The organism is Archangium sp. (assembly GCF_045802675.1).
Lineage (GTDB): Bacteria > Myxococcota > Myxococcia > Myxococcales > Myxococcaceae > Archangium.
In genome coordinates, this window is the sequence record NZ_JBJMQO010000047.1 from 88,736 (window position 1) to 113,213 (window position 24,478).

At 71.3% G+C, this 24,478-nt stretch carries 12 protein-coding genes; 3 read left to right on the forward strand and 9 right to left on the reverse strand.

The genetic code is table 11. From position 1 onward, the window contains the following. Positions 1–15: 15 nt before the first annotated feature. From ACJ8AN_RS14680 to ACJ8AN_RS14690, 3 genes are all read right to left on the reverse strand, one after another. Positions 16–828 (reverse strand): phytanoyl-CoA dioxygenase family protein, encoded by an 813-nt coding sequence (locus ACJ8AN_RS14680; protein ID WP_407755964.1) that lies wholly within the window; start codon positions 826–828, stop codon positions 16–18. 135 nt (positions 829–963) lie between these two features. After that, a complete protein-coding gene (locus ACJ8AN_RS14685; RefSeq protein WP_407755965.1) occupies positions 964–7,860 on the reverse strand; it encodes an FAD-dependent oxidoreductase in 6,897 nt (2,298 codons plus the stop codon). A gap of 192 nt (positions 7,861–8,052) precedes the next feature. Next, entirely contained in the window at positions 8,053–9,231 is a 1,179-nt protein-coding gene (locus ACJ8AN_RS14690) for an NAD(P)/FAD-dependent oxidoreductase (protein WP_407755966.1), read from the reverse strand. Between the two features lie 47 nt (positions 9,232–9,278). On the opposite strand from ACJ8AN_RS14690, the gene ACJ8AN_RS14695 reads away from it, so the two are divergent. Beyond that, a complete protein-coding gene (locus ACJ8AN_RS14695; protein WP_407755967.1) occupies positions 9,279–12,560 on the forward strand; it encodes an NAD(P)-binding protein in 3,282 nt (1,093 codons plus the stop codon). Positions 12,561–12,608: 48 nt separating this feature from the next. Here ACJ8AN_RS14695 and ACJ8AN_RS14700 read toward each other — a convergent pair whose 3' ends face one another. The 6 genes from ACJ8AN_RS14700 to ACJ8AN_RS14725 all read right to left on the reverse strand — a co-directional run bounded on the left by ACJ8AN_RS14700 (position 12,609) and on the right by ACJ8AN_RS14725 (position 22,684). Next, positions 12,609–15,092, reverse strand: a complete 2,484-nt coding sequence (locus ACJ8AN_RS14700; protein WP_407755968.1) for a heavy metal translocating P-type ATPase — start codon at positions 15,090–15,092, stop codon at positions 12,609–12,611. 208 nt (positions 15,093–15,300) lie between these two features. Next, positions 15,301–16,659 carry a hypothetical protein gene (locus ACJ8AN_RS14705; RefSeq protein WP_407755969.1) on the reverse strand — a complete coding sequence of 453 codons (1,359 nt, stop codon included), beginning with the start codon at positions 16,657–16,659 and terminating at the stop codon, positions 15,301–15,303. Then, positions 16,646–18,031 carry a hypothetical protein gene (locus ACJ8AN_RS14710; protein WP_407755970.1) on the reverse strand — a complete coding sequence of 462 codons (1,386 nt, stop codon included), beginning with the start codon at positions 18,029–18,031 and terminating at the stop codon, positions 16,646–16,648. Before ACJ8AN_RS14710 ends, ACJ8AN_RS14705 begins: the two co-directional genes overlap by 14 nt. A 59-nt stretch (positions 18,032–18,090) precedes the next feature. Continuing rightward, a complete protein-coding gene (locus ACJ8AN_RS14715; RefSeq protein WP_407755971.1) occupies positions 18,091–18,678 on the reverse strand; it encodes an RNA polymerase sigma factor in 588 nt (195 codons plus the stop codon). A 10-nt stretch (positions 18,679–18,688) separates the two neighbouring features. Next, positions 18,689–20,086 (reverse strand): Si-specific NAD(P)(+) transhydrogenase, encoded by a 1,398-nt coding sequence (gene sthA / locus ACJ8AN_RS14720; RefSeq protein WP_407755972.1) that lies wholly within the window; start codon positions 20,084–20,086, stop codon positions 18,689–18,691. A 99-nt stretch (positions 20,087–20,185) separates the two neighbouring features. Beyond that, positions 20,186–22,684, reverse strand: a complete 2,499-nt coding sequence (locus tag ACJ8AN_RS14725; RefSeq protein ID WP_407755973.1) for a hypothetical protein — start codon at positions 22,682–22,684, stop codon at positions 20,186–20,188. A gap of 250 nt (positions 22,685–22,934) precedes the next feature. Here ACJ8AN_RS14725 and ACJ8AN_RS14730 point away from each other — a divergent pair, with 250 nt between their 5' ends. Continuing rightward, positions 22,935–23,873: an MBL fold metallo-hydrolase gene (locus ACJ8AN_RS14730; RefSeq protein ID WP_407755974.1), complete on the forward strand. Its 939-nt coding sequence runs from the start codon at positions 22,935–22,937 to the stop codon at positions 23,871–23,873. 52 nt (positions 23,874–23,925) lie between these two features. After that, complete coding sequence (locus ACJ8AN_RS14735) at positions 23,926–24,474, forward strand: hypothetical protein (protein WP_407755975.1); 549 nt, start codon at positions 23,926–23,928, stop codon at positions 24,472–24,474. Positions 24,475–24,478 lie beyond the last annotated feature (4 nt).

Sequence of the window (24,478 nt, forward strand, 5' to 3'; positions counted from 1 at the left end):
TTGAAGGCCACGCCGCTACCCTCCCTCGAAGACGCGGAAGAACTCCCGGGGGGCGCGCTTCTTGCGCAGACAGCGCGTGGCGTCGCTCATGTAGCAGATGGAGAAGCCGCGCCGCCGGTGCCCCTCGCGGCTCGGGCCCGAGCGGTGCCAGAGCTGGTTGTGGAGCAACACCACCTCGCCCGCCTGGACGGGCAGGGGGACGGCACGCGCCTCGGCCCTGTGCGCCAGCAACTGGTCCTCCGGAATGACCCCACCCATGGGCCGGGCGAGGCCCTGACGATGACTTCCCGGAACCACCTCGAGGCAGCCACCCTCCACCGGGGCGTCGTCCAGCGCGGTCCAGATCTGCAGCTCCGGCTCCTGGCTGAGTCCCCAGAGCGTTCCACCATCCTGGTGCCAGGGGATGGCGCCGCCTCCCGTGTCCCCCTTGTTGAACAGGATGGCTCGGTAGAGGACGACGCCGCCCGCGATGCGCGCGCGGGCCACCCGCTCGAACAGCGGGTTGGAGAGCCAGGCGAGGAAGCGCTCGTCCTTCTCCAGCCGCTCGATCTTCCGGTAGGCGAACGAAGGACCTCGCCAGCCGAGCCCCTTGTCCTCGTAATGTCCCGTCCGGGCGTCCAGCTGGAAGAAGAGCCCCGGGTCGGGGACGCGCCCGAGCATCAGGTCTTCCGAGCGCTCGCGCAACGCGGTGAGCCCCTCGTCCCCGAGCACGCGTCCGAGCAGTGCGTAGCCCTCGGTGTCCAGTCGTGCGAGCGCCGCGCTGAGATCCATCCGCTCGGCGCCTGCTCGCAACACCGTCACCTCGCACTGCTGGGGGAACTGGACCATCTCACACGGGGCGCGGACCTTCCAGGTACCTCACCCCCTTGGAACGGGTGCCAGGACATTCCGGAGAGCTGGCTGGCTGTGAACTACGGCAGGAAGGACGCGGACGGCAGCGCCCCGGCGCTGGACTCGGTCGGGCTACGTGGCCATCCGCTCGCGCTCCAGGGCCTCCAGCTTCTGGCGCAGCTCGGCCGCCTCGAGCTCCAGCTCCACCCGCGTCCGGGGCTGGGGCTCCTGGCGAAGCACCTCGGTCTCGCCGCGCTCCCACCCGCTCAGGCTCGAGAGCACCACCGCCTGGATGAGGTGGGGCGGCGCCATGAGCACCTTGGCGGTCCACAGCGCCGGATGCCTGCCCTCTCCGTCCGAGCTGGCGCGCCGCAGGTAGGCGCTCGCGGCCTCGGCCGCGGCTCGCGCGCGCTGGCGCAAGGCGCCGGGAGGAAGCGCCCCGAGGGCCGAGCGCAGCGCGGTGAGCGCCAGCGCCGTCTCCTCCTGATTCGGCGCGTCGGTGTACGCGCTCTGGAAGCCGCCATCCGCCGCCTGACTCTCCAGAATGCGCTCGAGCGCCTCGAAATGGACGCTCGTCGGCGCCTCCGGGAACCGGTGGGCGTGACGGAAGCCCATGCTGGCAACGAGCTCCCAGACGTAGAAGGGCGACAGGTGGAACGGCTCACGCCAGGGCCGCTCCTCCAGGAGCCGGATCGTGCGCTGCCACACCTCCCGCTGCCGGTCCCGGGAGACTCCCGCGGCCGCCAGGGTGGCCTCCAGGACGTGGATCTCGGTGCTGACCGAGGGGGTGGCTTCCCCGTCCCACGCCAGATAACACCGCCGGGACTCGACCCAGTGGCCGTGCAGCCGCTCCACGTCGAAGCGCACCGGCAAGCCGCTGGTCCAGGCAGCGCAGGCGGCCGCCGCGGTCGTGTCACAGTCCATCCCGGCGGCCCCCTCATAAACCGGGAGGCCGTCCTCCCCGAGGTGACGGCCGAGGAACGCCAGTTCCTCCGCGAAGTGGCGTTGAACGTCGATGCCGGCCCGCGCGAGGTAATACAGCGAGAAGGCCACCTCGGGCAGCCGGGCCGTCGGCCACAGGCCTCCGAGCGGACGCGCCAGCAGCCCACGCATGCGGGCGAGCAAGGCGGGCTCACCCGTGGCCTCCACATGACGCGCGGCGGCCGGCGGCAGGTCCACCCCGCGCCGGGCGTGCGCGCGGGCTTCCGGCGTCTGGAGGGCCTGCAACGGGAAGTGCTCGGCGAACCCGAGGACCACCGCGTTGTTGGCGAAGCAGCGGTCATGCTCCAGCCCATCGAACTTCCGCCTCGCGGCGCTGGCCCGGTGAGGCGCGATCAGCGCCTCGAGCGCTCCGGCCCGGGCCGCATCGAGCCGGCCACCGGCGTGCGACAGCAGCGTCTCGGTCTCGAGCACGGCGGAGAGCCAGTACGCGAAGAGGCCGTGGTACTGGAAATGCCGCCCATAGGGACTCGCGGGCTCGAGGCGGGCCGGCGTCCCCATCCGCGCAACGGCGCCGAAAATCCGCTCGAGCGCCCGGGCGATGCTCTCCTCATCGGCCTTCCACCGCAGGAGCGTGTTGGCCATCGCCAGCGCGGTGATGTAGTCGCTCACCGGCAGCAGGGCGGTGGGGCCGGGAGCCGGAGACGCGAGGTCCGCCACCAGCGCCTCCAGCGCGTCCGGAAACAGCGGCCGGCCATCCGGGCCGCTCGAACGCGCCACCCAGGCCAGGTTGTAACGGGCATACGGACCCTCGTAACTCGAGGGCTCCGTCCGCCAGCGGGTCGCGAAGCGCTCCAGCGCCGCCGCGTCCTCGCCGGTGCCCGCCGCGAGCACCGGCTGGCGCGGCCCCCCGGCGGTCACGGGCACCTCCGCGAGCCGCCGCGCCACCAGCTCCACCAGCTCCGCTTCCTGCGTCAACGGGAAGAGGTGGCCGCCGGGAAGGAGCTGGACCTCGAAATCACCGCGGGTCTGGTGATGCCATCCCACCACCTCCTGGGGCGTGGCGAGCAGATCCTCCTTCCCGCCCAGGACCGTGATGGGCACCTCCAGCGGCGCCTCGCTCACGGGCTGCCAGCTGCGGAAGATGCGCAGGTCGGACCGGGTCAGCTCGGAGAGCCAGGCGCCCGCTCGCGCGAGCTCCTCGTCGCTCGCGTGACGGACCGGCTTGCCCGGCTCCGGCGCGGCGATCGCGGACAGCCACAAGCGGGAGGGCAGGGGGTGCCCGGCGCGGCGCAGGCGGCGGGTGAGCTCGAACGCCACGAGCCCCCCCAGGCTGTGACCGAAGAAGGCGAACGGCCGGTCGAGCAGCGGGACGAGCTCGCCTTCGAGGGCGTCGAGCAGCGCTTCCATGTCGGTGCAGGCGGGTTCGTGGGCTCGGGACAGACGGCCGGGCAGTTGCAGCGCCCGCACCTCGATGTCCCGCGGCAACCGCTCGGGCCAGCGGGCGAAGAGCTCGGCGGAGCCACCTGCGTGGTGGAAGCAGAACAGGCGCATCCGGGACGCCGGCAGCACGGGCGCCAGCCAGACGCTGGAACCCGCGGGAGCCACGGGCAGCGGGGCCGCGGCCACGCGCGCCAGCCCCGCGGCGAGCCGCCCCACCGCGTCGCGAGCGCTGCCCGAGGCCGGAGCCAACGGCAACGGGACCTGGGCCAGGCGCGCCAGGTGGGCGGAGAGCTGCTCCACGGTCGGGTGGTCGAAGAAGACGTTCGGCGTGAGCGGCTGGCCCGTCTCGGCGGAAACCCGCTGCAACAGCGTCATCGCGCGCAGCGAGTCGAACCCGAGCTCGGCGAACACGGTGTCGGGGCCCGGTGACGCGGAGAGCCCCAGTTCCTCCTGAACCAGCCGCTGCACCGTCCCGAGCATGGCTCCCGAGGCCACCTGGAGCGCGGGACCTGGAGACAGCGTCACGGCCGGGACCCGAAGGGAGGGGGCGCTTGCCCGCGCCGAGAAGTGACGCTCGACCAGGGCCGTGGCGTAGGCCACGTTGGCCTCGACCAGCTCGAAGTTCAGCAGCGAGCCGACGTAGTACGTGTGGTGCTGGCCCTGCAACGCCTCGAGCCGGTCGTAGATGCCGTCGGCGATGTCCTGGGAAGTGAAGTGCGGGAAGTAGTCCCACCGGACCTGCGTGTGGACCTTGCCCATGCGGCCACCCATGCGGCCCAGGTCCTCGCGCAGCCGCAGCGCGATCGCCTCTCCGTCCAGGCCTGGCTTTCCGTAGGCATAGGCGATGGCCATGCCGTCGCCCGGGTAGCGCTGGTGAACCGCCACCGCTCGTCCCTCCCAGCCGGGCGCATCGGCGTGAGGTTGGAGCAGGAAGAAGGCGTCTTCCGGGAGGCCCTCCGCGGAGACGATGGTGGTGTAGTAGTCGAAGCGACGCACCTTGCCGAAGATCGCCCGCTCTTCCGGCGTGGGTGACAGGAAGGGCGGCACGTCGTGCAGCGGCGTCGCCACCACCAGCTCGTCGAACTCCAGGCTCTCCGTCGCGGTGTGCACGCGGACACCCGCGGGCGTGCGCTCGACGGCGCGCACCTGGGTGTTCAAGCGCAGGTCGCGCAGGCCCGCGGCCACCGTCTTCCAGAGCTTCAGGAAGCCGTGCTCGATGGTCCAGAACCTCGGCAGCGGGGCATTGGGCGGCGCGCCGACGAGCAGCTCCGCGAACTTCAGGAAGTACAGCGCGGGGAGCTCCGGATCCTGCATGAAGCCGTAGCCGCACGACGTGTACATCAGGCCGGTGGACCGGGCGAAGTCCTCCAGCCCGTTCGCGGCCAGCCACTTCCCCACCGGTGCTCCCAGTGCCCGGGCGACGGGCGCGAGACCCGGGGCCATGATGCCGGGGAAGTCGCGGTCGCGGGTCTGGACATAACGCAGCCAGTGGCGGGCCAGCGCCGTCGAGTCGTCCTCGCGGGAAAGCTGTCCGGTCGCCAGGTCGAAGGGCCTGGCCGGCGTGACCGGCATGGTGGAGAGGCCCAGCTCGGCGGCCATGCGCGCCAGCGTGACGTAGCGGGCCGTGCACACGTGTCCACCCAAGTCGTACCAACGGCCGTCGAGCTGAACCGAGCCGCACTTGCCGGCCACCTCGCGCTCGCGCTCCAGCACCGTGACGCGGTGGCCGAGCTTCTCCAGCTCGCGGGCCGCGGTGAGCCCCGAGACGCCCGCGCCAATCACACAGACCCGCCGGGGACGGGCGCCCACGGACGCGGGGGAGTGGCGCTGCCGGGCACCCGCCGACATGTCGTAGACGATCGAGCGCAGGTGGTTGAGCGAGGCCGCCGTATCGGGACTCGACGAGAGCGGCATCGCCAGCTCGGCCGGCGCGTTGGCGGGATTGAAGCTCAACGGCTCGATCGCCGTGGGCTCGAGCACGCGCTCGAGGTGCAGCGTGGCCACGTCGTGCCAGGGATGCGCCTCTTCCGGCCACGGGCGCGTGCAGTCGAGGGCCTCGTCGTCGGCCCCTGCCTCACCGGTGGCCGGGCGCACCTGCGCCTGGAGCACGTAGTCCACGCCACCCGCGCGGATGCGCTCGCGCAGCTCGGTGTGCAGGAAGTCCCTGGGCCGCGTGTCACCCGGCTCGCGAGGCATCACGTCAGGAGGCAGGGCCCGGCCGTCCGGTGTCACGAAGCCGTCCTCGGGCGTCCTCTCGGCCGGCACGAGCCGGAACCGCGCGTAGTGCCGCGCGCCGTCCGCCGCCACGTAATGGCTCGCGACCTTGCTGTAGTAGTACAGCGACGCGTACGAGCTCGCCTTGCGGAACATCTCCCAGCCCGCCTGGCCGATGCGCGGCTCGCGGGCGATCCACGCATCGCGGGCCTCGGGCGTCGCGGCCATCCAGCGCGCGAACTCCGCGGCGGTGCGCTGGAGGAAGCAGCGCCCCGTCGTCAGCAGCAGATCCAGCTTCGGCGCGTCCAGCGCCTCGGGCCGCGCGGGGTCGAGCACGCGCAGCGTCGCGCCGCGGTTGTCGATCCCCGCGTCGTCGTCCTGCACGCCGTTGGCATGGCGCACGAGCACGGGCAGCTTCCGCCCCGGGACGAAGAAGGCGTGCGCGGGCAAGGCGGGGTTGGCGACCACCTCGAGCTGCCCGGCGAGCGTGGTCGCGAGCTTGTGGAACGCGCGTCCCCCCCGCGCCTGGCTGATCCGCGTGAAGAGCGGGCCGACGTCGGCGATCAGCCGCTCGAAGGACGGATCGAGCCCCTGGAGCCGTGCATCGTGGGCGGGCGCCGCGGGCTCGGGCGAAGCGACGGAAGGCGCCGGAGACGCAAGCCCTTCGGCCGCGAAGCGAGCCACGTGCAGCGTCTTCGAAGCCCGCTCCAGGGCTCCCGAGAGGAAATCCGCCCGGCAGGTCTGCCGGCGCAGCTTGCCGCTCGTGGTCTTGGGCACGGTGCCCCGCTGGCCAATCACCACCGCGGCGCATGCGAGCTGGTGGTCCTTCATCACCCGGTCGCGCAGCGCCCTGGCCACCGCTTCCGCGGGCTCGCGAGCACCGTCTTGGAGCTCGGCCACGATGACCAGGCCTTCCTCCCCCGCCGCGTCCGGCGCGGAGAAGGCGAGCAACCCACCGGGGCGCACGGCGGAATGGGCGTTGCGCAGCCCGTCCTCGAGGTCCTGGGGGTAGTAGTTGCGCCCCCGCACGATGATGAGATCCTTGCAGCGCCCCGTCGGGTAGAGCTCGCCTTCCCAGAGGAAGCCGAGGTCACCCGTGCGCAGGTAGCCGCGCTCATCGGAGGGCTCGGACACGCGCGCCTGGAAGATCTCGCGGCTCTCCGCCTCGCGGCCGTAGTAACCCGCCGCCTTGGTGGGCGAGTCCACCCAGATCTCCCCGACCCGGCCGTCGGCGAGCGGAACCCGGGTCTGGGGATCCACGATGCGAACGCGCAGGCCGGGCTTCGAGACGCGGCCGCACGCAACGACTGGCAGGGAGTCCTCCGCGTCCGCCGCCAGCGCCGCGCGGCCTTCCTCCAGGGCACGTTTGGCCACCTTCAAGACGCGCTTGCCGCCCACCGTCACGGAGACGGTGTGCTCGGCGAGCCCGTACGAGGGGTAGACCACGCCCGGGCGCATGCCGGAGGGGGCGAAGGCCGCGTGGAAGGACTCCAGGCTCGAGGCGCGCACGGGCTCGGCCGCACAGACGATTGCCTCCAGGGCACTCAAATCCCAGGCGGCCCGCTGCTCGGGGGTGGTTTTGCGCACCGCGAGCTCGAGCCCGAAGTTCGGCGTCGCCGAGTGCGTGGCCCTCACCCGGCTCATCACCTCGAGCCAGACCGCGGGCCGCTTCGCGAAGGTGAACGGGCTCATCATGTAGAGATGGCCGTTGCCCGCGAGCGCGCTCAGGATGCCGCTGATGAGGCCGAAGTCGTGGTACTGCGGCACCCAGAAGACGCAGCGCACCGACGCGCGCAGGTTGAGATCCCGGGCGTTGGCGGCCGCCTCCGCGAGCACGTTGGCGTGAGTGATCATGACGCCCTTGGGCGTCGAGGTGGAGCCCGAGGTGTACTGCAGGAAGGCCACGTCGCCGGACCGCGCCACGTGCGCGGGCGCGGCGGCCGGGTGCCGGGGCTTCACCCCTTCCACGGTGTGCCACGGCAGGTCCGGCCAGCGCACGCCCTCGCGGCCGACGAAGGCCTTGAGCCCGCCCAACAGCCTGGCGCGCGCGTACTCCTTGTTGGTCAGCACCGCCGCGGCCTGGCAGTTCGTGACGATCGCCTGGAAGGTCGCCAGGTCCTGCTTCAGCTTCAGCGGATTGGGCGGGTAGATGGGCGCCGGCACGAGGCCGGCCATCAGGCAGCCGACGAAGGTCACGACGAAGTCGAGCGAGGGCGGGTACACCAGCAGCACCCGATCCCCCGCCTTCAGCCCGCACCGCGAGGTCAGGTGCGCCGCCACGGCCGCCGCCGCCTCCCACGTCCGCGCGAACGTCAGCGTGGCCTGATCGCGGCCATGCTCGTCCACCCAGGTGTAGAGCGGCAGCCCGGGATGCTCGGCACGCAGCTGGTCGAAGCGGGCAAGGACGGTGGAGGGCTCGGGGGTCTGGGACAAGGTGTTGAATCCAGGAGGAGGTGCGAGCAGCGCCATGACCGGGCCCCAATGCGGCCGGCATGACGCTCGGTGATGGGCGTGTTGACGGGGAGTCGAGGCTCGGGAACCTACCCAAGACCCGAGGGAAAAGCCCCCTGGCTGGCGCTCGACGCCTGCTCGGCCGGGCAGCGGGCCTGGTGCGGGCGGACCTCGTCAGCGGGTCCACTTCCCGGCGAGGCGCAGGCCACTCGCGCTGGCGACACGCGCGAGTGTCCCCAGCGTGATGGGGCGTCCCGCGAACACGGACATGGTCAGGTGCATCGTGTCGGGCATGGCCAGCAGCAGGCGCTCCACCACGGGGCGGAGCTTTCCGTAGAACTTCGAGACGAGCATGCCGCGGGAGGTGAGATCCATCCCCAACGCCGAGAGCGCGACGTGCCGTGTCCAGTCATCGAAGCGCAGCTCGCGGCGGCCCAGCCGGGTGGCCAGGTAGTCTCCCGCGAGCTTTCCGTACGCAATGGCCTGCGCAATCCCCTCCCCGAAGATGGGATCAATCCCCGCCGCCTCGCCCACCAGGAGGACGCGGTGCGCGGCGAAGGGCCGGTGGACCTCGAAGCCCCGCTCGGAGAAGCGCTTGACGCGGTAGTCCTGGAGGTGAAGGCCCCTCTCGGAGAGCCGCCCGGCGAGCAGCTGGGTGGCATCCGCCTCGGGCACCCTGCCCATCCCCAGCACGTAGACGCCACGGCACACCAGGGCCTTGCCCTCCACGAGCGTGGGAAAATCCCAGGCATACCCGGTGAATGAGCGGTCCGAGGCGTCGAAATGGAGGACGTCCCGCGGCGGGTCACCCGGGACAGGCTCGGTGTCGACCTCGGCCACCTGGGCGTGCAAGCCGCCGAACGGCAGGCCGAGGCTGCGCCGCACGATGCTGCCCACCCCATCCGCCCCGACCACGGCCCTGGCGAGAAACGGACCCGCCGACGTGTCCAGCCGCACGGCGTCAGGCCCCGGGGTGAGGGCCGTCACCCGGACCCCCTCCACCACCTGGACGCCACGAGCCATGAGGGTGCGGACGAGCGCGTGATCAAACTCCATCCGCCGCACGATGCGGCCAATGCGGCCCAGGCGGCTCCGCGCCGTGCCCCCGGTGACGGCAATGGACATCCCGTCGACCCACACCGAGGGCACGTCCACCTGGACGCCAATCTCGGACAGCCAGGCATCCGCGCGAGCACCGATGGCGCCCGCGCAGAACTTGTCGCGGGGGAAGGTGGCCTGCTCGAGGACGACGATGCGCCGGGCGAGCTCGGGCCGCCGATGCAGCAGGAAGAGCGCTGTCGAGACGCCCGCCGGACCGCCACCAACGATTGCGACGTCATACGTCCGCGGCATGGGTCCCTCCATTGACAGGGTGAACGCGCTCTGGGGATGGTCACGCGGTGAAAAGGAAAATCGCCGTGCTCGGAGGCGGCATGGCCTCCCTCTCCGCCGTGTATGAGCTGACGTGCCTGCCCGGGTGGAGAGATCGCTATGAGGTGACCGTCTATCAAACAGGCTTTCGGCTCGGAGGCAAAGGCGCCTCGGGCTGCAACCCGGACGCACACCACCGCATCGAGGAGCACGGGCTACACGTGCTCTGGGGCTTCTACGAGAACACGTTCCGCATGATGCGTGAGTGTTACGAAGAGCTTGGCCGCCCCGCGCGCGCCCCGCTCTCCACCCTGAGCGAGGCCTTCCTCCCGCATGACCTGATCGTCCTGCCGGAGCAGCACGGGGACGGGTGGTCCTTCCGCCCGATGACCTCCGCGCGGAACGCGGGCCTGCCCGGAACCGGGACCCACATGCCCGAGCCCTGGGAATACCTCACCCGCCTGCTCCGCTTCGCGGACGCCCGCCTCCTGGCGCTCCTCGGCGCGCTGGACGGGAAGCTCGCGTCACGCCTGCGGGAGGCGCTCGGCGCGGAGCTTCCAGGGCTGCGCCAGCGGGTGGAGCGGCTGGGGCGGTCCGCCGGGGCCGTCAAGGAGGCGTTGGAGAAGGCGGTACGGGCGGTGCTGGGACGCACCCTGTCCTCGGCGGTGAGCGCCGCGCAGTCGCTCCAGGACCTGACGCTGTCCCTGCTCGGCCTGGAGCTCGCAAGGCTCATCGCGGCGGCCACCGGGAGGCAGCCCACCCTCGAGCGTGAGCAAGGCAGGCGGGAGGTCCTCATCCTCCTGGATGTCGTCGGTGCGAGCCTCTGGCGCCACCTCAAGGATGATGCCGACCACCTCAGTGTGGGGATGGAGATCGATCTCATCCTGAGCATTGCCCGGGGCCTCATCGCCGATGGCCTCGCGACGGGGCCGCGTGACTGGTTCGCCCTGGACGAGGAGAGCTTCCGGCAATGGCTGAGCCGCCACGGCGCGCGGCCGGAGACCGTGAGCTCGACGCTCATCGAAGCGCTCCACGCGGCGGCCTATTGCGGCGGGCGGGAGATGGGCGCGGGCACGCTGCTCTATTCCCTGCTGCGGCTCGCGTTCACCTACCAGGGCGCCATCCTCTACAAGATGGCGGCGGGGATGGGCGAGACCGTCTTCGCCCCCCTGTATCAGGTGCTCGCGCGCCGGGGGGTGCGCTTCGAGTTCTTCCACACCGTCGACCACCTGGAGCTGTCCGAGGACCGCCGCCGCGTCGCGCGGCTCGTCGTGGATCGCCAGGCGACGGTGCGCGGCGGCACCTACCGTCCGCTCTACGACGTGGAGGGCCTGCCCTGCTGGCCCACCCATCCGCTGTACGACCAGCTCGAGGAAGGCGAGGCGCTGCGCGCCGGAGGCCATGATCTCGAGGACTGGTGGGGCGCGTGGCCCGCCGTCGAGCGGCGCGTGCTGCACGCCGGCCACGACTTCGATGTCGTGGTCCTCGGCATCTCGCTGGGCGCACTGCGTGACGTCTGCGGCGAGCTGCTCGCGGACGAGGGCAACCCTCGCTTCCGCGCCATGGTCGAGAACGTGCACACCGTGGCGACCCAGTCCGCGCAGCTCTGGTTCGACGTGGACCTCGAGCGGCTGGGCTGGCGCGGCGCGAGCCCGATGGTCATTCCCTTCGCCACCCCGTTCGACTCGTGGGCGGACATGACCTACCTGCTCGAGCGCGAGCAGTGGCCAGGGCGCTCGCGCCCGGGCTCGCTTGCGTACCTGACGTCCCGGCTGGACGACGAGGAGCCCGTCCCTCCGCGGGGGCCGAGCGACTACCCCACCCGCATGAGGGCCCGGGCCACGCAGAACCTGGAGCGCTGGCTGGGCCACCACGCGTGGGCGCTCTGGCCCAGGGCCACGACACGGCACGATGACCGGGAATTCAACTGGTACTGGCTCCACGACCCGGGGAATGGCGACGGCCCGGCGCGCCTCGGCGCTCAGTTCGTGTCTCCCTTTCCGAATCCCTCCAACCGTTACGTGATCGCCGCACCCGGAACCAACCGCTATCGCCTCCGTCCCGACGAGTCCGGGTACGAGAACCTCGTCCTCGCGGGCGACTGGACACTGACCAGCCTGAGCATCGGGTGCCTCGAGGCGGCGACGCTGTCCGGCAACCGTGCCGCGGCGGCAGTGGACGCGGCCGTGCGGCCCGCGCTGGGTGACTGGCTGACGGAGCTCGACGTGAGCCGCCGTGGAGGCGCGGAGCCCCCCGTCGCGGCGCTGGCCCGGCGGCGGATGCCTCCTTCCAGCCCTCCGCCCCCCTCCAGCGCCGGCAGTAGCCGGGCCGCCCGCTCGCTCCCGCGCATGGTGGTGCGAGATGGGGCACTGCTCGGAATCCCGCCCGTCGCCCTCGACCTCGACGTCAGCCTGTTCGCGCTCCGGGCCAATCCCCAGCGCCTCCAGGCGCTCTGTGACGCGCACCTGAACCTGGGAGGCCCCATCCGCTACCGGCCGTTCGCGCCCGTCGTGGTGCTCTACTGCGCGAGCGTCATCAACCATCCGCTTCCCGAGCCCGTGACGAGCGTGCCGGAGCTGGACTTTGGCATCTGGGTCCCGCTCGTGGCGGGGCGGGAGGACGGAGGCCTCTTCCGGCCCGAGCGGGTGGTCACCTACACCCCCTACCTCTGGGTGGACAACGACCTGGCACTCACCAACGGCCGGCTGTTCCATGGGTTCCACAAGGATCTCGGCACCCTGGTCATGCCGCGCCGGGCAGAGGATCCCCCCCTGTTCACCCTGGACACGTGGGTGATTCCCACCCTGGGCCCCCGACAGCCCATCGAGCATCGGCAGCTCATCGCGGCGCGGCGCACCGACACCGGCCGCGAGGGGCCGCTCCGGGAGCTCTGGCGCGCGGGCGAGACGATGGCGCGGGCGCTCGGGACCCTCGCGGGGTTCCGGGACAACCCGGCGCTCGCCTGGTTTGGGGGGCTCGATGTGCTGCGGGGGGCGCTCGACGCCGAGGAGCGCGGAATGAAGATGGTGTTCCTCAAGCAGTTCCCCGACGCGGAGGATGGCCGGCGTGCGTGTTACCAGGCCATCGTCGAGGCGGACGTGCGCATCGTCGGGGACGTGGAGGTGGCGCCCCTGCCCGGCTCGTGGGAGGTGACCGTCCACGCATACGACAGCCACCACATCGTCGAGACGCTCGGCCTCTCCATCACGCGAGAGGCCGGGCGCTCCCGCGTGCTCACTCCGCTGGCGCAGGGAACGGCCCGCTTCCCCGCGCGCATCGACCCGGGCCGCGTCCTCTGGGAGCACCGCTAGGAAGCAGGGCCGGCGTCCCATCCCCGGGTGCGCCGCGTTCGTCGGAGTCTACAGGTCCAGCGTGCGCAGCCGCAAGGCGTTGGAAATGACAGACACCGACGAGAGGCTCATCATCGCCGCCGCCAGCATCGGGCTCAGCAGCAGCCCGAAGAAGGGGTAGAGCACCCCCGCCGCGATGGGCACCCCCAGCGTGTTGTAGACGAAGGCGAAGAAGAGGTTCTGCCGGATGTTGTGCAGCGTCCCCCGGCTCAGCCTGCGCGCCCTCGCAATCCCTCTCAAATCCCCCTTCACCAGCGTCACCGACGCGCTCTCCATCGCGATGTCCGTCCCCGTCCCCATCGCGATGCCCACGTCCGCCTGCGCCAGCGCCGGCGCGTCGTTCACCCCGTCCCCCGCCATCGCCACCGTGCGGCCCTCGCCCTGCAACCGCTTCACCACGTCCCCCTTCCCCTCGGGCAACACCTCCGCCACCACCTCGTCCAGCCCCAACTGCCGCGCCACCGCCTCCGCCGTCGTGCGGCTGTCCCCTGTCAGCATCACCACCCGCACGCCCTCGCGGTGCAGCGCCGCCAGCGCCTCGGCCGTGGTCGCCTTCACCGGGTCCGCCACCCCGAGCAGCCCCACCACCCTCCCGTCCACCGCCACGAACATCACCGTCTGGCCCTCGCGCCGCAGCGCCTCGGCCCTCGGCCGCAGCGCTCCCGCGTCCAGCCCCAGCGACTCCAGCAGCGCCCCGTTGCCCAGCGCCACCTCCGCGTCCCCCACCCGCCCCGTCACGCCCTTGCCCGTCACCGAGCGGAAGTCCCGCACCGCCTCCGGCACCGCCCCGCGCGCTTCCGCCCCCGCCACCACCGCCGCCGCCAAGGGGTGCTCGCTGGCCCGCTCCAGGCTCGCCGCCTGGTGCAGCAGCCGCGCCTCGTCCACCCCCTCCGCCGCCTCCACCGTCACCAGCTTCGGCTTGCCCTCGGTGAGCGTCCCCGTCTTGTCCACCACCAGCGTGTCCACCTTCTCCAACAGCTCCAGCGCCTCGGCGTCGCGGATGAGCACCCCCATCCCCGCCCCCTTCCCCGTCCCCACCACCACGGACATCGGCGTCGCCAGCCCCAGCGCGCACGGGCAGGCGATGATGAGCACCGCCACCGCGTTCACCAGCGCGTACGCCAGCCGCGGCTCGGGCCCCAGCAGCGCCCACAGCGCGAACGTCACCCCCGACACCGCGATGACCGCCGGCACGAACACCGCCGCCGCCTTGTCCGCCAGCTTCTGGATGGGCGCCCGCGAGCGCTGCGCCTCGCTCACCCGCTGCACGATTCGCGACAGCAGCGTGTCCCGCCCCACCCGCTCGGCCTTCATCACCAGCCCGCCCGTCCCATTCACCGTCCCGCCCGTCACCCGCGCCCCGGGCCCCTTCTCCACCGGCATGGACTCGCCCGTCACCATGGACTCGTCCACCGCGCTCTCCCCCTCCACCACCACCCCGTCCACCGGCACCTTCTCGCCCGGCCGCACCCGCAGCGCGTCCCCCACCTTCACCTGCTCGAGCGACACGTCCTCCTCGCGCCCGTCCTCCCGGAGGCGCCGCGCCACCGCCGGCGCCAGGCTCAGCAGCGCGCGCAGCGCCCCCGAGGTCGCCCGGCGGGCCCGCAGCTCCAGCACCTGGCCGAGCAGCACCAGCGTGATGATGCTCGCCGCCGCCTCGTAGTACACGGGCGCCGCGCCCCCATGCCCCATGAAGGCGTGCGGCAGCAGCCCCGGCGCCACCGTGGCGAAGACGCTGAAGAGGTACGCCGCCCCCGTACCCAGCGCGATGAGCGTGAACATGTTCAGGTGCCGGTTGCGCACCGACGCCCAGCCGCGCTCGAAGAAGGGCCAGCCACCCCACAGCACCACCGGCGTCGCCAGCGCGAACTGCACCCACGCCAGCAGACGAGGCTCGAAGGCCCGCTGCACCGGCTCGCCCGGAATCATCTCCGACATGCCCAGGAAGAGCAGCGGCAGCGAGAGGACCACGCCCACCCAGAACCGCCGCGTCATGCTCAGCAGCTCCGGGTCCGGCTGCTCCTCGGGCAGCACCGTGCGCGGCTCGAGCGCCATGCCGCACTTGGGGCACGCCCCCGGCTCCGTGCGCACGATGTCCGGGTGCATGGGGCACACCCACTCGGTGCGCGCCGCCAGCGTCACCGGCTGCTCGGGCTCGAGCGCCATGCCGCACTTGGGGCACGCCCCCGGGTGCTCCTCGCGGACCTCGGGGTCCATCGGGCAGATGAATGTGGTGCCCGGCGGGGCCGCCACCGGCTCCGGCTCCGCCTTCGCGCCGAGGTACTTCTCGGGCTCGGCGGCGAAGCGCTCGCGGCATTTGGGGTTGCAGAAATGGTAGGTCGCGCCCTTGTGGACGTGGCTGCCGCCCCTGGCGCTCGCCGGGTCGACCGTCATGCCGCAGACCGGGTCCAGCACCTTGCCCTCCGCGCCGGGGGGAGGGCCGTGCGAGTGGCCGGCATGGGAATCGTGCGAGTGACTGTGCTCGTGAGCCATGAGAGGGAACTGCTCCTTTCGTCCGGGCTAACGGAGCGAGCGTCAGACCCTTACAGTGCTCATGCGGCGGGCCTCGGTTCGCGCTGGCAGCCGAGGTAGGACACCAGGGCCGCCTGCTGGTCAAGCGAGGGAGAAGGCCGTGGGGCCCTGGGTCCCGGTGGGGCGCTCCCGGATGGAACTCTACTTGATGGGAGGGTGCAGCCGCCGTTCAGTGGTGGTGCTCGACAGCCAGCCGCTGGGCCACGCGGAAGAGCTGCGTGCAGGAATAGTCGAGCGGAGCCTCGCGGCCCTGAAGGGCATGGCGGGCGCGCAGGAAGGGCAGCCAGGCCCTGTCCCCAATCACCACCGCGGTCTCCTCCCGCTTGCGGCGCGGCACCCAGCGGCCCCCCAGCCTGTGCACGAGCTGCAGTCCCAACCACGCGCCCAGGTAGGCGATGAGTGGCTCCTTGTCCGCGTCCGTCGGCCAGCCGTCAGGTGTCACGGGCCGCCCCCAGCCGGAATGCCAGAGGTGGAGATCCAACCGCGGAAGCGCCTCCATGGGGCGCTTCACGATCATCGGGACCTCCTTGCGAAACTTCGTGATGAGACTCTTGATGAAGACCTTCTCGTAGAGGTCGATCTCCTTGTTCACGTCGTCGACATCGGGCGCGGGGGCCTGGGAGGCGGGCAGCCACTCGGTGACGGGCGGCGGCCGATAGCGATTGAAGCGCTCCACGTTCTCGCGCTTTTTCTCCAGACCCCCGCCCTCCACCGTCCACCAGAGGATGTCGGCCACGTCGGGCTCGAACTCGACGGGGACGGGAACGAAGACGCGCGAGCGCTCGCGCAGGGTGGCGAGGGTCTCCTCCAGCTTCAGCTCGGGGCGCAGGTGCACCAGGGCGCGCGCCTGGGCCACGCGGGCCTCCTCGGAGTCGAAGTCCACGGGAGTGGGCCGCGAGAGCCACAGGACGGCGCCACCGGGCAGTTCCTCCAGGTGGGCCGCGGGGGTCGACAGCACGCGCTCGCGGCCGAGCTCCTCCACCATGCGCGGGCCGTACACGTTGAGCCAATAGGCTTCGTAGACCCGCTTGGGCGGCTTGTGATTCGTGCGGTGCGGGTCACTGCCCAGGTGGAAGTCAGTGGAGCTGTGCGCCAGCCCGTACGAGATGGGGAAGCGCCGCGCGAAGGCACGCACCAGGGACACGATCAGTTGGGCTCGTTCCTCGACCCGGCCCGCCTCACGCAGGAAGGCAAAAGGTCTGATCAGAAGATCGAGGTCGGAGCGGGTATCCTCAATGCGCTGGTCGTCAAAGCTGAGCACCAGGTACTCGTCCGGCGCCCGGGAGCGCAAGAGATGAATACCGACATGATTGCCAAGCCTGCGCTCGTCGAGCCGCTCGTGCACGATCTGCCGCGAGTACTTCCGGCGACGCGAGAGGTACACGATATCCGGCCGCAGTTGCGCATCCAGGGACTCGACGAAGTCCAGCACCTCGTCCAATCCCGCCTGCCCGCAGTCGAGCGGATTGGCGGGTGAATAGAGCCGCAGGGTGAGATTGTCACGCTTGTTCCAATCATTGTTGTGCATGGAAGTGAAGCTCGACATTGGATTTTCTCGACGCCTCCTCAAGGGCTCCTTTGACTTCGGCCTCCAGACCCTTCTCTTCGTAGTAGACGAGGTGGACACGGGAAACGGTGACCTTGCGCCCAAAGAGGGGGTGTCCGGGCCTGCGGATCTCCACCTCTCCACCGTACTTCGTCCACGCCTCCCGGGCATCGGCTTGGAGCTGCCGAACAGCGTTATCCCTACTCATGGACGTGAAGCCCCGCTGCTTGTTGCTGAAGGAGTGGACCACGGGCGTCTGGCCAGGGCGCAGCGAGGCCTCGTCCACGACCAACTGGTCCACGTAGGTGAGCGAAGCACGGCCCTCGTGTATCAGCCCCACGTTCTCCGTCACCAGTGGCTGCTCCAGGCCTCGCAGGAGATGCCGCTGCCCCATCGCGAGCCCCACCTCGCTCCGCAACGCTTGCGCCACGTCCCGCTGGAACGCCATCGCCCGCTGAAAGCGGCCGAGGAAGGCCTCGTAGCTTTCCCACGTCAGCGGCGGTTTCGCCGCGGGCGCTCCCACGGGACGCTGCCGGGTCCCCGCGAGCTCCTCGTAGCGCCGCTCCCAATACCCTACGTAGTCCACCCACCGGGCGTGATGGGCCTCGAAGCCACTGGGAGGCTTGTCCACCGAGGGCCGGTAGCGGACGAGCGACTCTAGCCGGGCCGGGTGGCGGGCTCCCGTCTCCAGGGACTCGGCCTCGTCCAGGCGAGTGTTCAGCGCCGCCGCGTCCTCCAGCGACAGGCCCTCCGCGAGCGCCCCTTCCCCGGCCAGCTTCCGCCCTTCCGCGAGCCCCATCCGCGCCTCCTCCCCGGCCGCGCGCCCTTCCGCCGCCTCCACCACGACGCCCACCAACAGCACGCTCAGCACGGCGGTAATGACCGCGTTCTCCACGCCCTTGAGCCGGGCAGCCCGCTCGAAGCTCGTCGCCAGCACGTGCCGCAGCCGCATTCCCCCCGCCTCGCGCGAGGGAATCACCTCGTTGAGGAACTCCCAGCGCACCGTGCACGCGGGCAGCGCGGTGCACACCAGCCCCAGCGCCTGGCCCGCCAGCACCTGCCCGCTGGCCGCCACCTGCGCCTCCAACTGGCCGAAGAGCACTCGCGCACGGGCGTCCCCCCGCCGCGCGTCCGCGTACACCCGCTCCAGGTGCTCGGAGCGGTGCACCAGAAGCAGATCGGAGCCCCTGCCGCGCAGACGCCCCGCGGCGTCACTGTACAGGGCGTAGTCGAAGGGCGGCGCCACATCCCGGCGCAGTTCCTCCAGCGGCACTTCCGTCTCTTCGCCGCACTGGCTGCCTCCGAGCACGAGGCTCAGCGCCACCAACGCGGCCACTCGGAACCAGCGGCTCATGGCCCGACAGTCTCAGGGCCCGGGGCCTGCCGGGCAATGCCTCGCGAGCACCGCCCTCGTCACGCGGGCGTCTTGCAGCCCCCACCCGGCTGGCCGCACGTGCAGTCCAGGCACCCGTGCGCGGCGCACGTGCCGCAGCTGCGCTCCAGCTGCTTCTTCAGCGCCTGCCTCGCCCGGTGCAGCCGCACTCCCGCGTTGTTCGCCGTGATGCCCGCCTCCCGCGCCACCTCGGGCACGCTCCGGCCCTCCAGGTCCACCTGCCGCACCAGCTCCGCGTACTCGGGCTTGAGCGTCGGCAGCAAGTCGTGGAGGCACGCGCACACCGTCCGCGTCAGCTCGGGGTCGGGCCCCACCTCCGAGGCCTCGCGTGCCTCGCGCTCCAACGCCCGCCCCTCCGCCCCCTGCCGCCGGTAGTGGTCCACCAGCGCGTTGCGCAGCAGCCGGTAGAACCAGGTGACGGCGCCCTCTCCGTCCTCCAGCTCCCCGCCCTTCTCCAGCGTCTTCACATACGCGGACTGCAGCAGCTCCTCGGCCAGCGCCCTGCTGCCCACCCGCCGCTCCAGGAAGCCCAGGAACCGACGGTGATTGCCCACCAGCGCCTCCACCACCGCCGGGCTCAACTCCCCCACTCCCTCCTCGTCCCGCATGCCGTGCCTCTCAGAACAGCCGGTTGAGCCCGTTGAGCGCCGCCACCCGGTACGCCTCCGCCATGGTGGGGTAGTTGAACGTGGTGTTGATGAAGTAGTCGATGGAGTTGCCCGGCCCCTCCTGCGCCATGATGGCCTGGCCGATGTGGATGATTTCCGAGGCGTTGTCCCCGAAGCAGTGGATGCCCAGAATCTCCCGCGTCTCCCGGTGGAAGAGCAGCTTGAGCATCCCCACCGTGCGGCCCGTTATCTGCGCCCTGGCCAGGCTCTTGAAGAAGGCGTGCCCGACTTCATACGGCACCCCCTCCCGCGTCAGCTCCTGCTCGGTGCGCCCCAGGCTGCTGATTTCGGGGCTGGTGTAGATGCCCGTGGGCATGTCCTTCACCAGCTTGTGCTCCAGCCGCCCCTCGACGATGTGCGTGGCGGCGAACCGCCCCTGGTCATACGAGGCGCTCGCCAACGACGGATTGCCCACCACGTCCCCCACCGCGTAGATGTGCGGCACCACCGTCTGGTACGCGTCGTTCACCTGCACGTTGCCGCGCGAGTCCAGTTGAATCCCCAGCGCCTCGAGCCCCATCTCCTGCGTGTTGCCCGTGCGCCCGTTGGCCCACAAGAGCAGGTCCGCCCTGAGCCGCTTGCCGCTCTTGAGGTGCAGCACCACCCCGTCCTCGCGCGTCTCCACCTTGTCCATCAACTCCTGGTGGCGGATGAGCACCCCCTGCTCGCGCAGGTGGTAGCTGAGCGCGTCGGAGATTTCGTCGTCCAGGAAGGACAGCAGCCGCTCGCGCGTGTTGATGAGGTCCACCTTCGCGCCCAGCATGCGGAACATGGACGCGTACTCGCAGCCGATGACCCCCGCGCCGTAGATGATCATCGTCTGCGGCGTCTCGCGCAGCCCGAGGATGGTGTCCGAGTCGAAGACGCGTGAGTGCCCGAAGTCGACGTCCTTCGGGCGGTAGGGCCGCGAGCCCGTGGCCAGCACGAAGGCCTTGGCCGACAGCAGCTCGCTGGCGCCCCGGGGCTCGCTGACCTCCACCGTGTTGGCGTCCAGGAAGCGCGCCCGCCCCACCACCAGCTCCACCCGGTTGCGCTCGTAGAACGTGGTGCGCAGCTGCACCTGCCGCGACACCACCGACGTCGCCGTGCGCATCATGTCCTTGAGCTTCCAGCGGTTGGCGAGCTCCACGCGCAGCTCGGGGTGGTCCGTCTGCACGTCCACCAGCCGCTGCACCGCGTGGCGCAGGGCCTTGGAGGGGATGGTGGCGGTGTGGGTACAGGCACCGCCCACCAGCGGGCGCTGCTCCACCACGCACACCCGCTTGCCGGCCTTGGCGGCCTTCATGGCGGCGCCCTCGCCCCCCGGCCCCGAGCCAATCACCACGATGTCGAAATGCCGCACGCTCATGGCCGGAGATATTTCACCCGGCCTCCGCCCAGCGCGAACAAATCACCCGGCGAAGGCGCGGCGGGCCCGCCTCCCTGTCTACTCGTGGGCCAAACGGCCTCAGTCCCGCTGCCGGTAGAGGCGCACCGGCGTCCCCGAGCCCCCGCTCGTGGGGAGGTAGAGGTAACTCGCGCCGCCGGTGCCCACGGTGACGGCCTCGCCGAAGCGCGTCTGGAGCGGGGCCTGGCCGAGCCCCTGGGCCGCGAAGTCCGAGCGGCTCGCGGGCGCCCCCGCCCCCGAGCGGTACAGCCTCACGCCCTGCACCGCGTTGTCGTAGCCCACGTACAGGTGGCCCCCGTTGACGGCCAGCAGCGTCAGCCGGGTGTTGTCCGGGTTGTCGAACTGGCTGAGCTCCCCGTCTCCCTGGCCGTTGGTGGCGACGAGCACCCAGTCCCCCGCGTCGCAGTCCTCGGCCGTCGCGGGCGCCGGAGCGGAGACGCGGCCCGGGTCACACCGCCACAGCTGCGGGCCCGCGGTGGTGTTGCGGCCCAGGTACACGTGGCCCTCGAAGACGACCATCCGCGACCACGCCCGGTCCGCCGGCTCGAGCTCCACCAGCTTGTCGGTGGTGATGGACTCCTTCGCGCGGTACTCGGGCGCGCTCGGGGTGATGGACACCCAGTGCTCGGGCGAGCTCTCGTAGTCGAGCGGCTGCTCCACCGTGGCGCGCATGAGGCCCCCGTTGTTGCCCAGGTAGAGCTTGCCGTTGAATCCGGCGACGAAGTCGATGCCCACCACGGGCGCGGCATTGGCCGGAGAGCCCGACGCGCCAATGCCCGGCATCCGGTGCGCCGACAGGTTGCACACGTCATGCGCCGAGGGCTTGCACGCCCCACCGTTGGCGCCGTTGCCCTTCGCATCCAGGCCCTGCGCGTCCGCCGCCGGAGCCCGCAGGAGCGCGAGGAGCTCGGGCCGCCGCGGGCCACCCCGGGTGGGAATGCCGAGGTACGCGCGCCCCCCGAGGAAGCCCGCCGCGGAGAGGCTCCGGGCCGACGTCCCGTCCAGCGCCTGGCCGAGGTCCACGTACTTCACATCCAACGTCGCGTCCTCATCGCGCGACAGGTACACGTAGCCGAGCCTCCCGTTGCTCCGCGTGCCGGAAATCATCAACCACTCGGAGCCCTCGAGGGTGCCGGAGGCGAAGCGGGCGCGGCCGTCCTCGTTGTCCGGGCCGCACTGGAAGGTGTTGCCCTGGCAGCCCGCGAAGCCGATGGACGGGAAGAGCGAGCCCGCCGTGTTGGAGCCGCGCGAGCCGGAGAGCTTCTGGGTGTCCCGGCGGAAGCGGAAGGAGATGTCTTCGGGCCGGAAGCCGTCCGGGTCCATGCCCACCGCGCGCGCGCCGTTGGCGTTGGTGCCCAGGACCAGGCGCTCGCGGTACGCGGCGAGCGAGGTGAAGGCGGTCCCATCCGCGAACGGGTCCACCAGCACGGGCCCGTCCTGGAAGCCACTCAGCAGCGCGCCCGAGCCGGTGAACATCGCCCGGTCCATCGGCGCGGCACCGAGGCTCCCGCCGCCCACCGCGGGAGCGAGGGCCCCGGAGGCGACGACGGTGTACTGGCCCGCCCGCTGGGAGCCGGCGTGGGTGAGGAGCACCTCGTTGTCACGCGGGGCGGGGAGCACCTCGGCGGAGAGCACGTCCCCCAGCGCGGTGGCGCCGGACAGCTGGTAGCGCGTGGCACAGGCGGAGGGCGAGGCGCACCCGGCACTCCCCGCGGCCTCCGTCCCCGGCAGCACCGGCCGCGAGAAGGTGAGCAGCACGCGGTGGGGCCCCTGGGCCGTGGCGCTCAGCAATTGCAGCGGCGCGTCCACCTCGAAGTCCGCGTGGCGCGGCGAGCCCAGCGCGTGGTTCGCGCGGTCCACCACGTTGGAGACGAGCACGGTGTACCGGCCGCCGCCCGGAGCGAAGGGAAGCTGGATGTCGATGGTGCTCGGATCCACCTCGGTGAGGACGCTGCCCAGCCAGAAAGCGTCCGAGGGCGTGCACACCTCGGGCGTCTCGTCCGCCACCTCCACGCAGTAGTTGTCGGGGTTGAGCACGCCCGCGGCCGAGTCGTCCCGCAGCATGGGCTCGGAGAAGCGCACGCGCAGCACCGTGCTCCCCGGTATGAAGGCCATCCGCACCCGGGGCGCGAAGCCGTCCGCCACGCAGGCCCCCGCGCGGCACTCGAGGCCGTCCGCGCACCAGGCGCTGTCCGTGCACTGCGCGCACACGCCCGCGAGGCACGAGGAGGGGGAGGGGCAGTCGGCGTCACTCGTGCACGCCTGCTCTCCGGAGCACGCGGGGCACACGCCACCGCAATCCACGCCCGTCTCGGCTCCGTTCTGCTTTCCATCCGAGCAGCTCGGCGGCGTCGGCGCGGGCGCGCAGGAGTCTCCCTGACAGGTGTCACCGCCGGTGTCGCACGTCCCGTCGGCATTGCTCTGGCCCCCGGCGCAGTTGCCGGCCGGAGTGCCCGCGCCACCGTACGTGACGGGCAGGTCCCCACACCCCACGCACCCCGCCTGCACCAGAGCCGCTCCCCACACCCACACCACGACCAGCAAGCGACCAAGCCGCATGACTCTCCACCCCGTCCGTTCCCCTACCCTCACTGGGAATTTCTCTTCATCCCCGAGCGCCCGCGCACGGGGGGCGCGCTCCCATCTGGTCAGCACTCGAAAGATGAGAGGCCCCGCCGTTCACACCGGACAGTCCCGCCGTGCCCTGGGTGGGCACACCCGTTCCCACTTGCCCCTTGCATCCCAGGGGGCGCACGGAACAAGACAGGGCAGGGGCCCCCGCGTTCCCTCGGGCCCGAGCGAGAGTCCCATGCCGGTGCGCTTCAAGAACCTGGATGGCAGCGGTCCGCACCCCCTCACCAATGTCTTGAAGTGGGCGGTGGGGGACAAGCTGGCGGGCAAGCGCCGCAAGAGCCCGGATCATGCCCCCGTGCGCCGCGTGGAGCCGGACCTCGCCGTGCTGGCCACCCCGCCCGCCCCCGGCGAGGGCGCGCGCCTCACCTGGCTGGGCCATGCGAGCTGGCTGGTGCAGCTCGACGGCGTGTCGCTGCTCATCGACCCCGCGCTGCGCGACACCATCACCGGCTTCATCCGCCGCAACGTGGCCCCGGGCGTGGCGCTCGAGAAGCTGCCGCCTGTCGCCGCCACGCTGGTGTCGCACAACCACTTCGATCATCTGGACATGCCCACCGTGCGCCAAGTGGGCGCGCCCGTCATCACCGGGCTCGGCATGTCGCGCTACTTCTCGCACGGCGCGCTGCCCCTCACCGAGCTGGACTGGTGGGGCTCGACGAAGGTGGGCCCGGTGACGGTGCACTTCGTCCCTGCACAGCACTGGAGCCGCCGCGGCCTCAACGACGTCAACGAGACGCTCTGGGGCGGCTTCGTGGTGGAGGGCTCGAGCGCGCGCGTCTACCACTCGGGGGACACCGCGTACTTCGAGGGCTTCCAGGAAATTGGCCGGCGCTTCCCGGAGCTGGACGCGGCGATGCTGCCCATTGGCGCGTATGACCCGGAATGGTTCATGAACAAGCAGCACATGAACCCCGAGCAGGCGGTGCGGGCCTACGAGGACCTCGGGGCGAGGCGCTTCCTGGCCATGCACTGGGGCACCTTCAAGCTCACCGACGAGCCCCTGGACGAGCCGCCCCAGCGCCTCGACGCCGAGTGGAACCGCCGCCAGCTCCCCCGCGAGCCCCTCCACGTGCTCGCCGTGGGCGAGAGCCTCACCGTGCGGCACGGCCCGTAATAAGATGGTCAGCATGAACTCAGCAGGACGACTCATTGCCCTGAGCCTCGGCATGCTGCTGCTCGTCTCTTGTGCCACGGCACGCCACACCGCTCCCGCCGAGGCTGAAGCGCTCCCTCACCTCGTGCTCATCCTCGGGGAGTTGCCTGACGGTCAGGTCACTCACGAATGGCAGCGCGCGGAGGAGCTGGAGCTTTCACAGTACAGGCACCGCGCGGGAGACCCAGGCGTTCCCGGACGCATCGTGCTCGTCTCAGGCCGTCCGCGCGATTGTGACCAGGAACTCGTGGATTGCCACCGCGAGTGCATGAAGCGCCCCGTTCCCCCGGAGTACAACCAATACGAGTACAACCGTGGGCTCGGCGGGCGAGAGGACTACTGCAACAAGCAATGCCTGCCGTCCTACATGGACTGCAAGGAGTTGGAGAAACTCCGCCCCCAGGAGTTTTCAGCCGTAGATGCCGCGGTCGACTGGTTGAAGCGCCACCGCAAGGCGCTCCTGGTGGGAAGCACGGTCGTCATCGCGGGAGTGGTCTTCGTCGTGGTTTCCGCTGGAGCGGGGGCCGTCGTGCTCGCGCCAGTCCTCCTCATCGCCTCGTGAGAGC

Bases quoted from the DNA above. Each gene is read 5' to 3' on its own strand.
- ACJ8AN_RS14715 (WP_407755971.1), bottom strand. From the start codon at position 18,678: ATGCGGGACGAGGAGGGAGTGGGGGAGTTGAGCCCGGCGGTGGTGGAG.
- ACJ8AN_RS14705 (WP_407755969.1), bottom strand. From the start codon at position 16,659: ATGCACAACAATGATTGGAACAAGCGTGACAATCTCACCCTGCGGCTC.
- ACJ8AN_RS14725 (WP_407755973.1), bottom strand. From the start codon at position 22,684: ATGCGGCTTGGTCGCTTGCTGGTCGTGGTGTGGGTGTGGGGAGCGGCT.
- ACJ8AN_RS14710 (WP_407755970.1), bottom strand. From the start codon at position 18,031: ATGAGCCGCTGGTTCCGAGTGGCCGCGTTGGTGGCGCTGAGCCTCGTG.
- ACJ8AN_RS14700 (WP_407755968.1), bottom strand. From the start codon at position 15,092: ATGGCTCACGAGCACAGTCACTCGCACGATTCCCATGCCGGCCACTCG.
- ACJ8AN_RS14680 (WP_407755964.1), bottom strand. From the start codon at position 828: ATGGTCCAGTTCCCCCAGCAGTGCGAGGTGACGGTGTTGCGAGCAGGC.
- ACJ8AN_RS14730 (WP_407755974.1), top strand. From the start codon at position 22,935: ATGCCGGTGCGCTTCAAGAACCTGGATGGCAGCGGTCCGCACCCCCTC.
- ACJ8AN_RS14735 (WP_407755975.1), top strand. From the start codon at position 23,926: ATGCTGCTGCTCGTCTCTTGTGCCACGGCACGCCACACCGCTCCCGCC.
- ACJ8AN_RS14690 (WP_407755966.1), bottom strand. From the start codon at position 9,231: ATGCCGCGGACGTATGACGTCGCAATCGTTGGTGGCGGTCCGGCGGGC.
- sthA (WP_407755972.1), bottom strand. From the start codon at position 20,086: ATGAGCGTGCGGCATTTCGACATCGTGGTGATTGGCTCGGGGCCGGGG.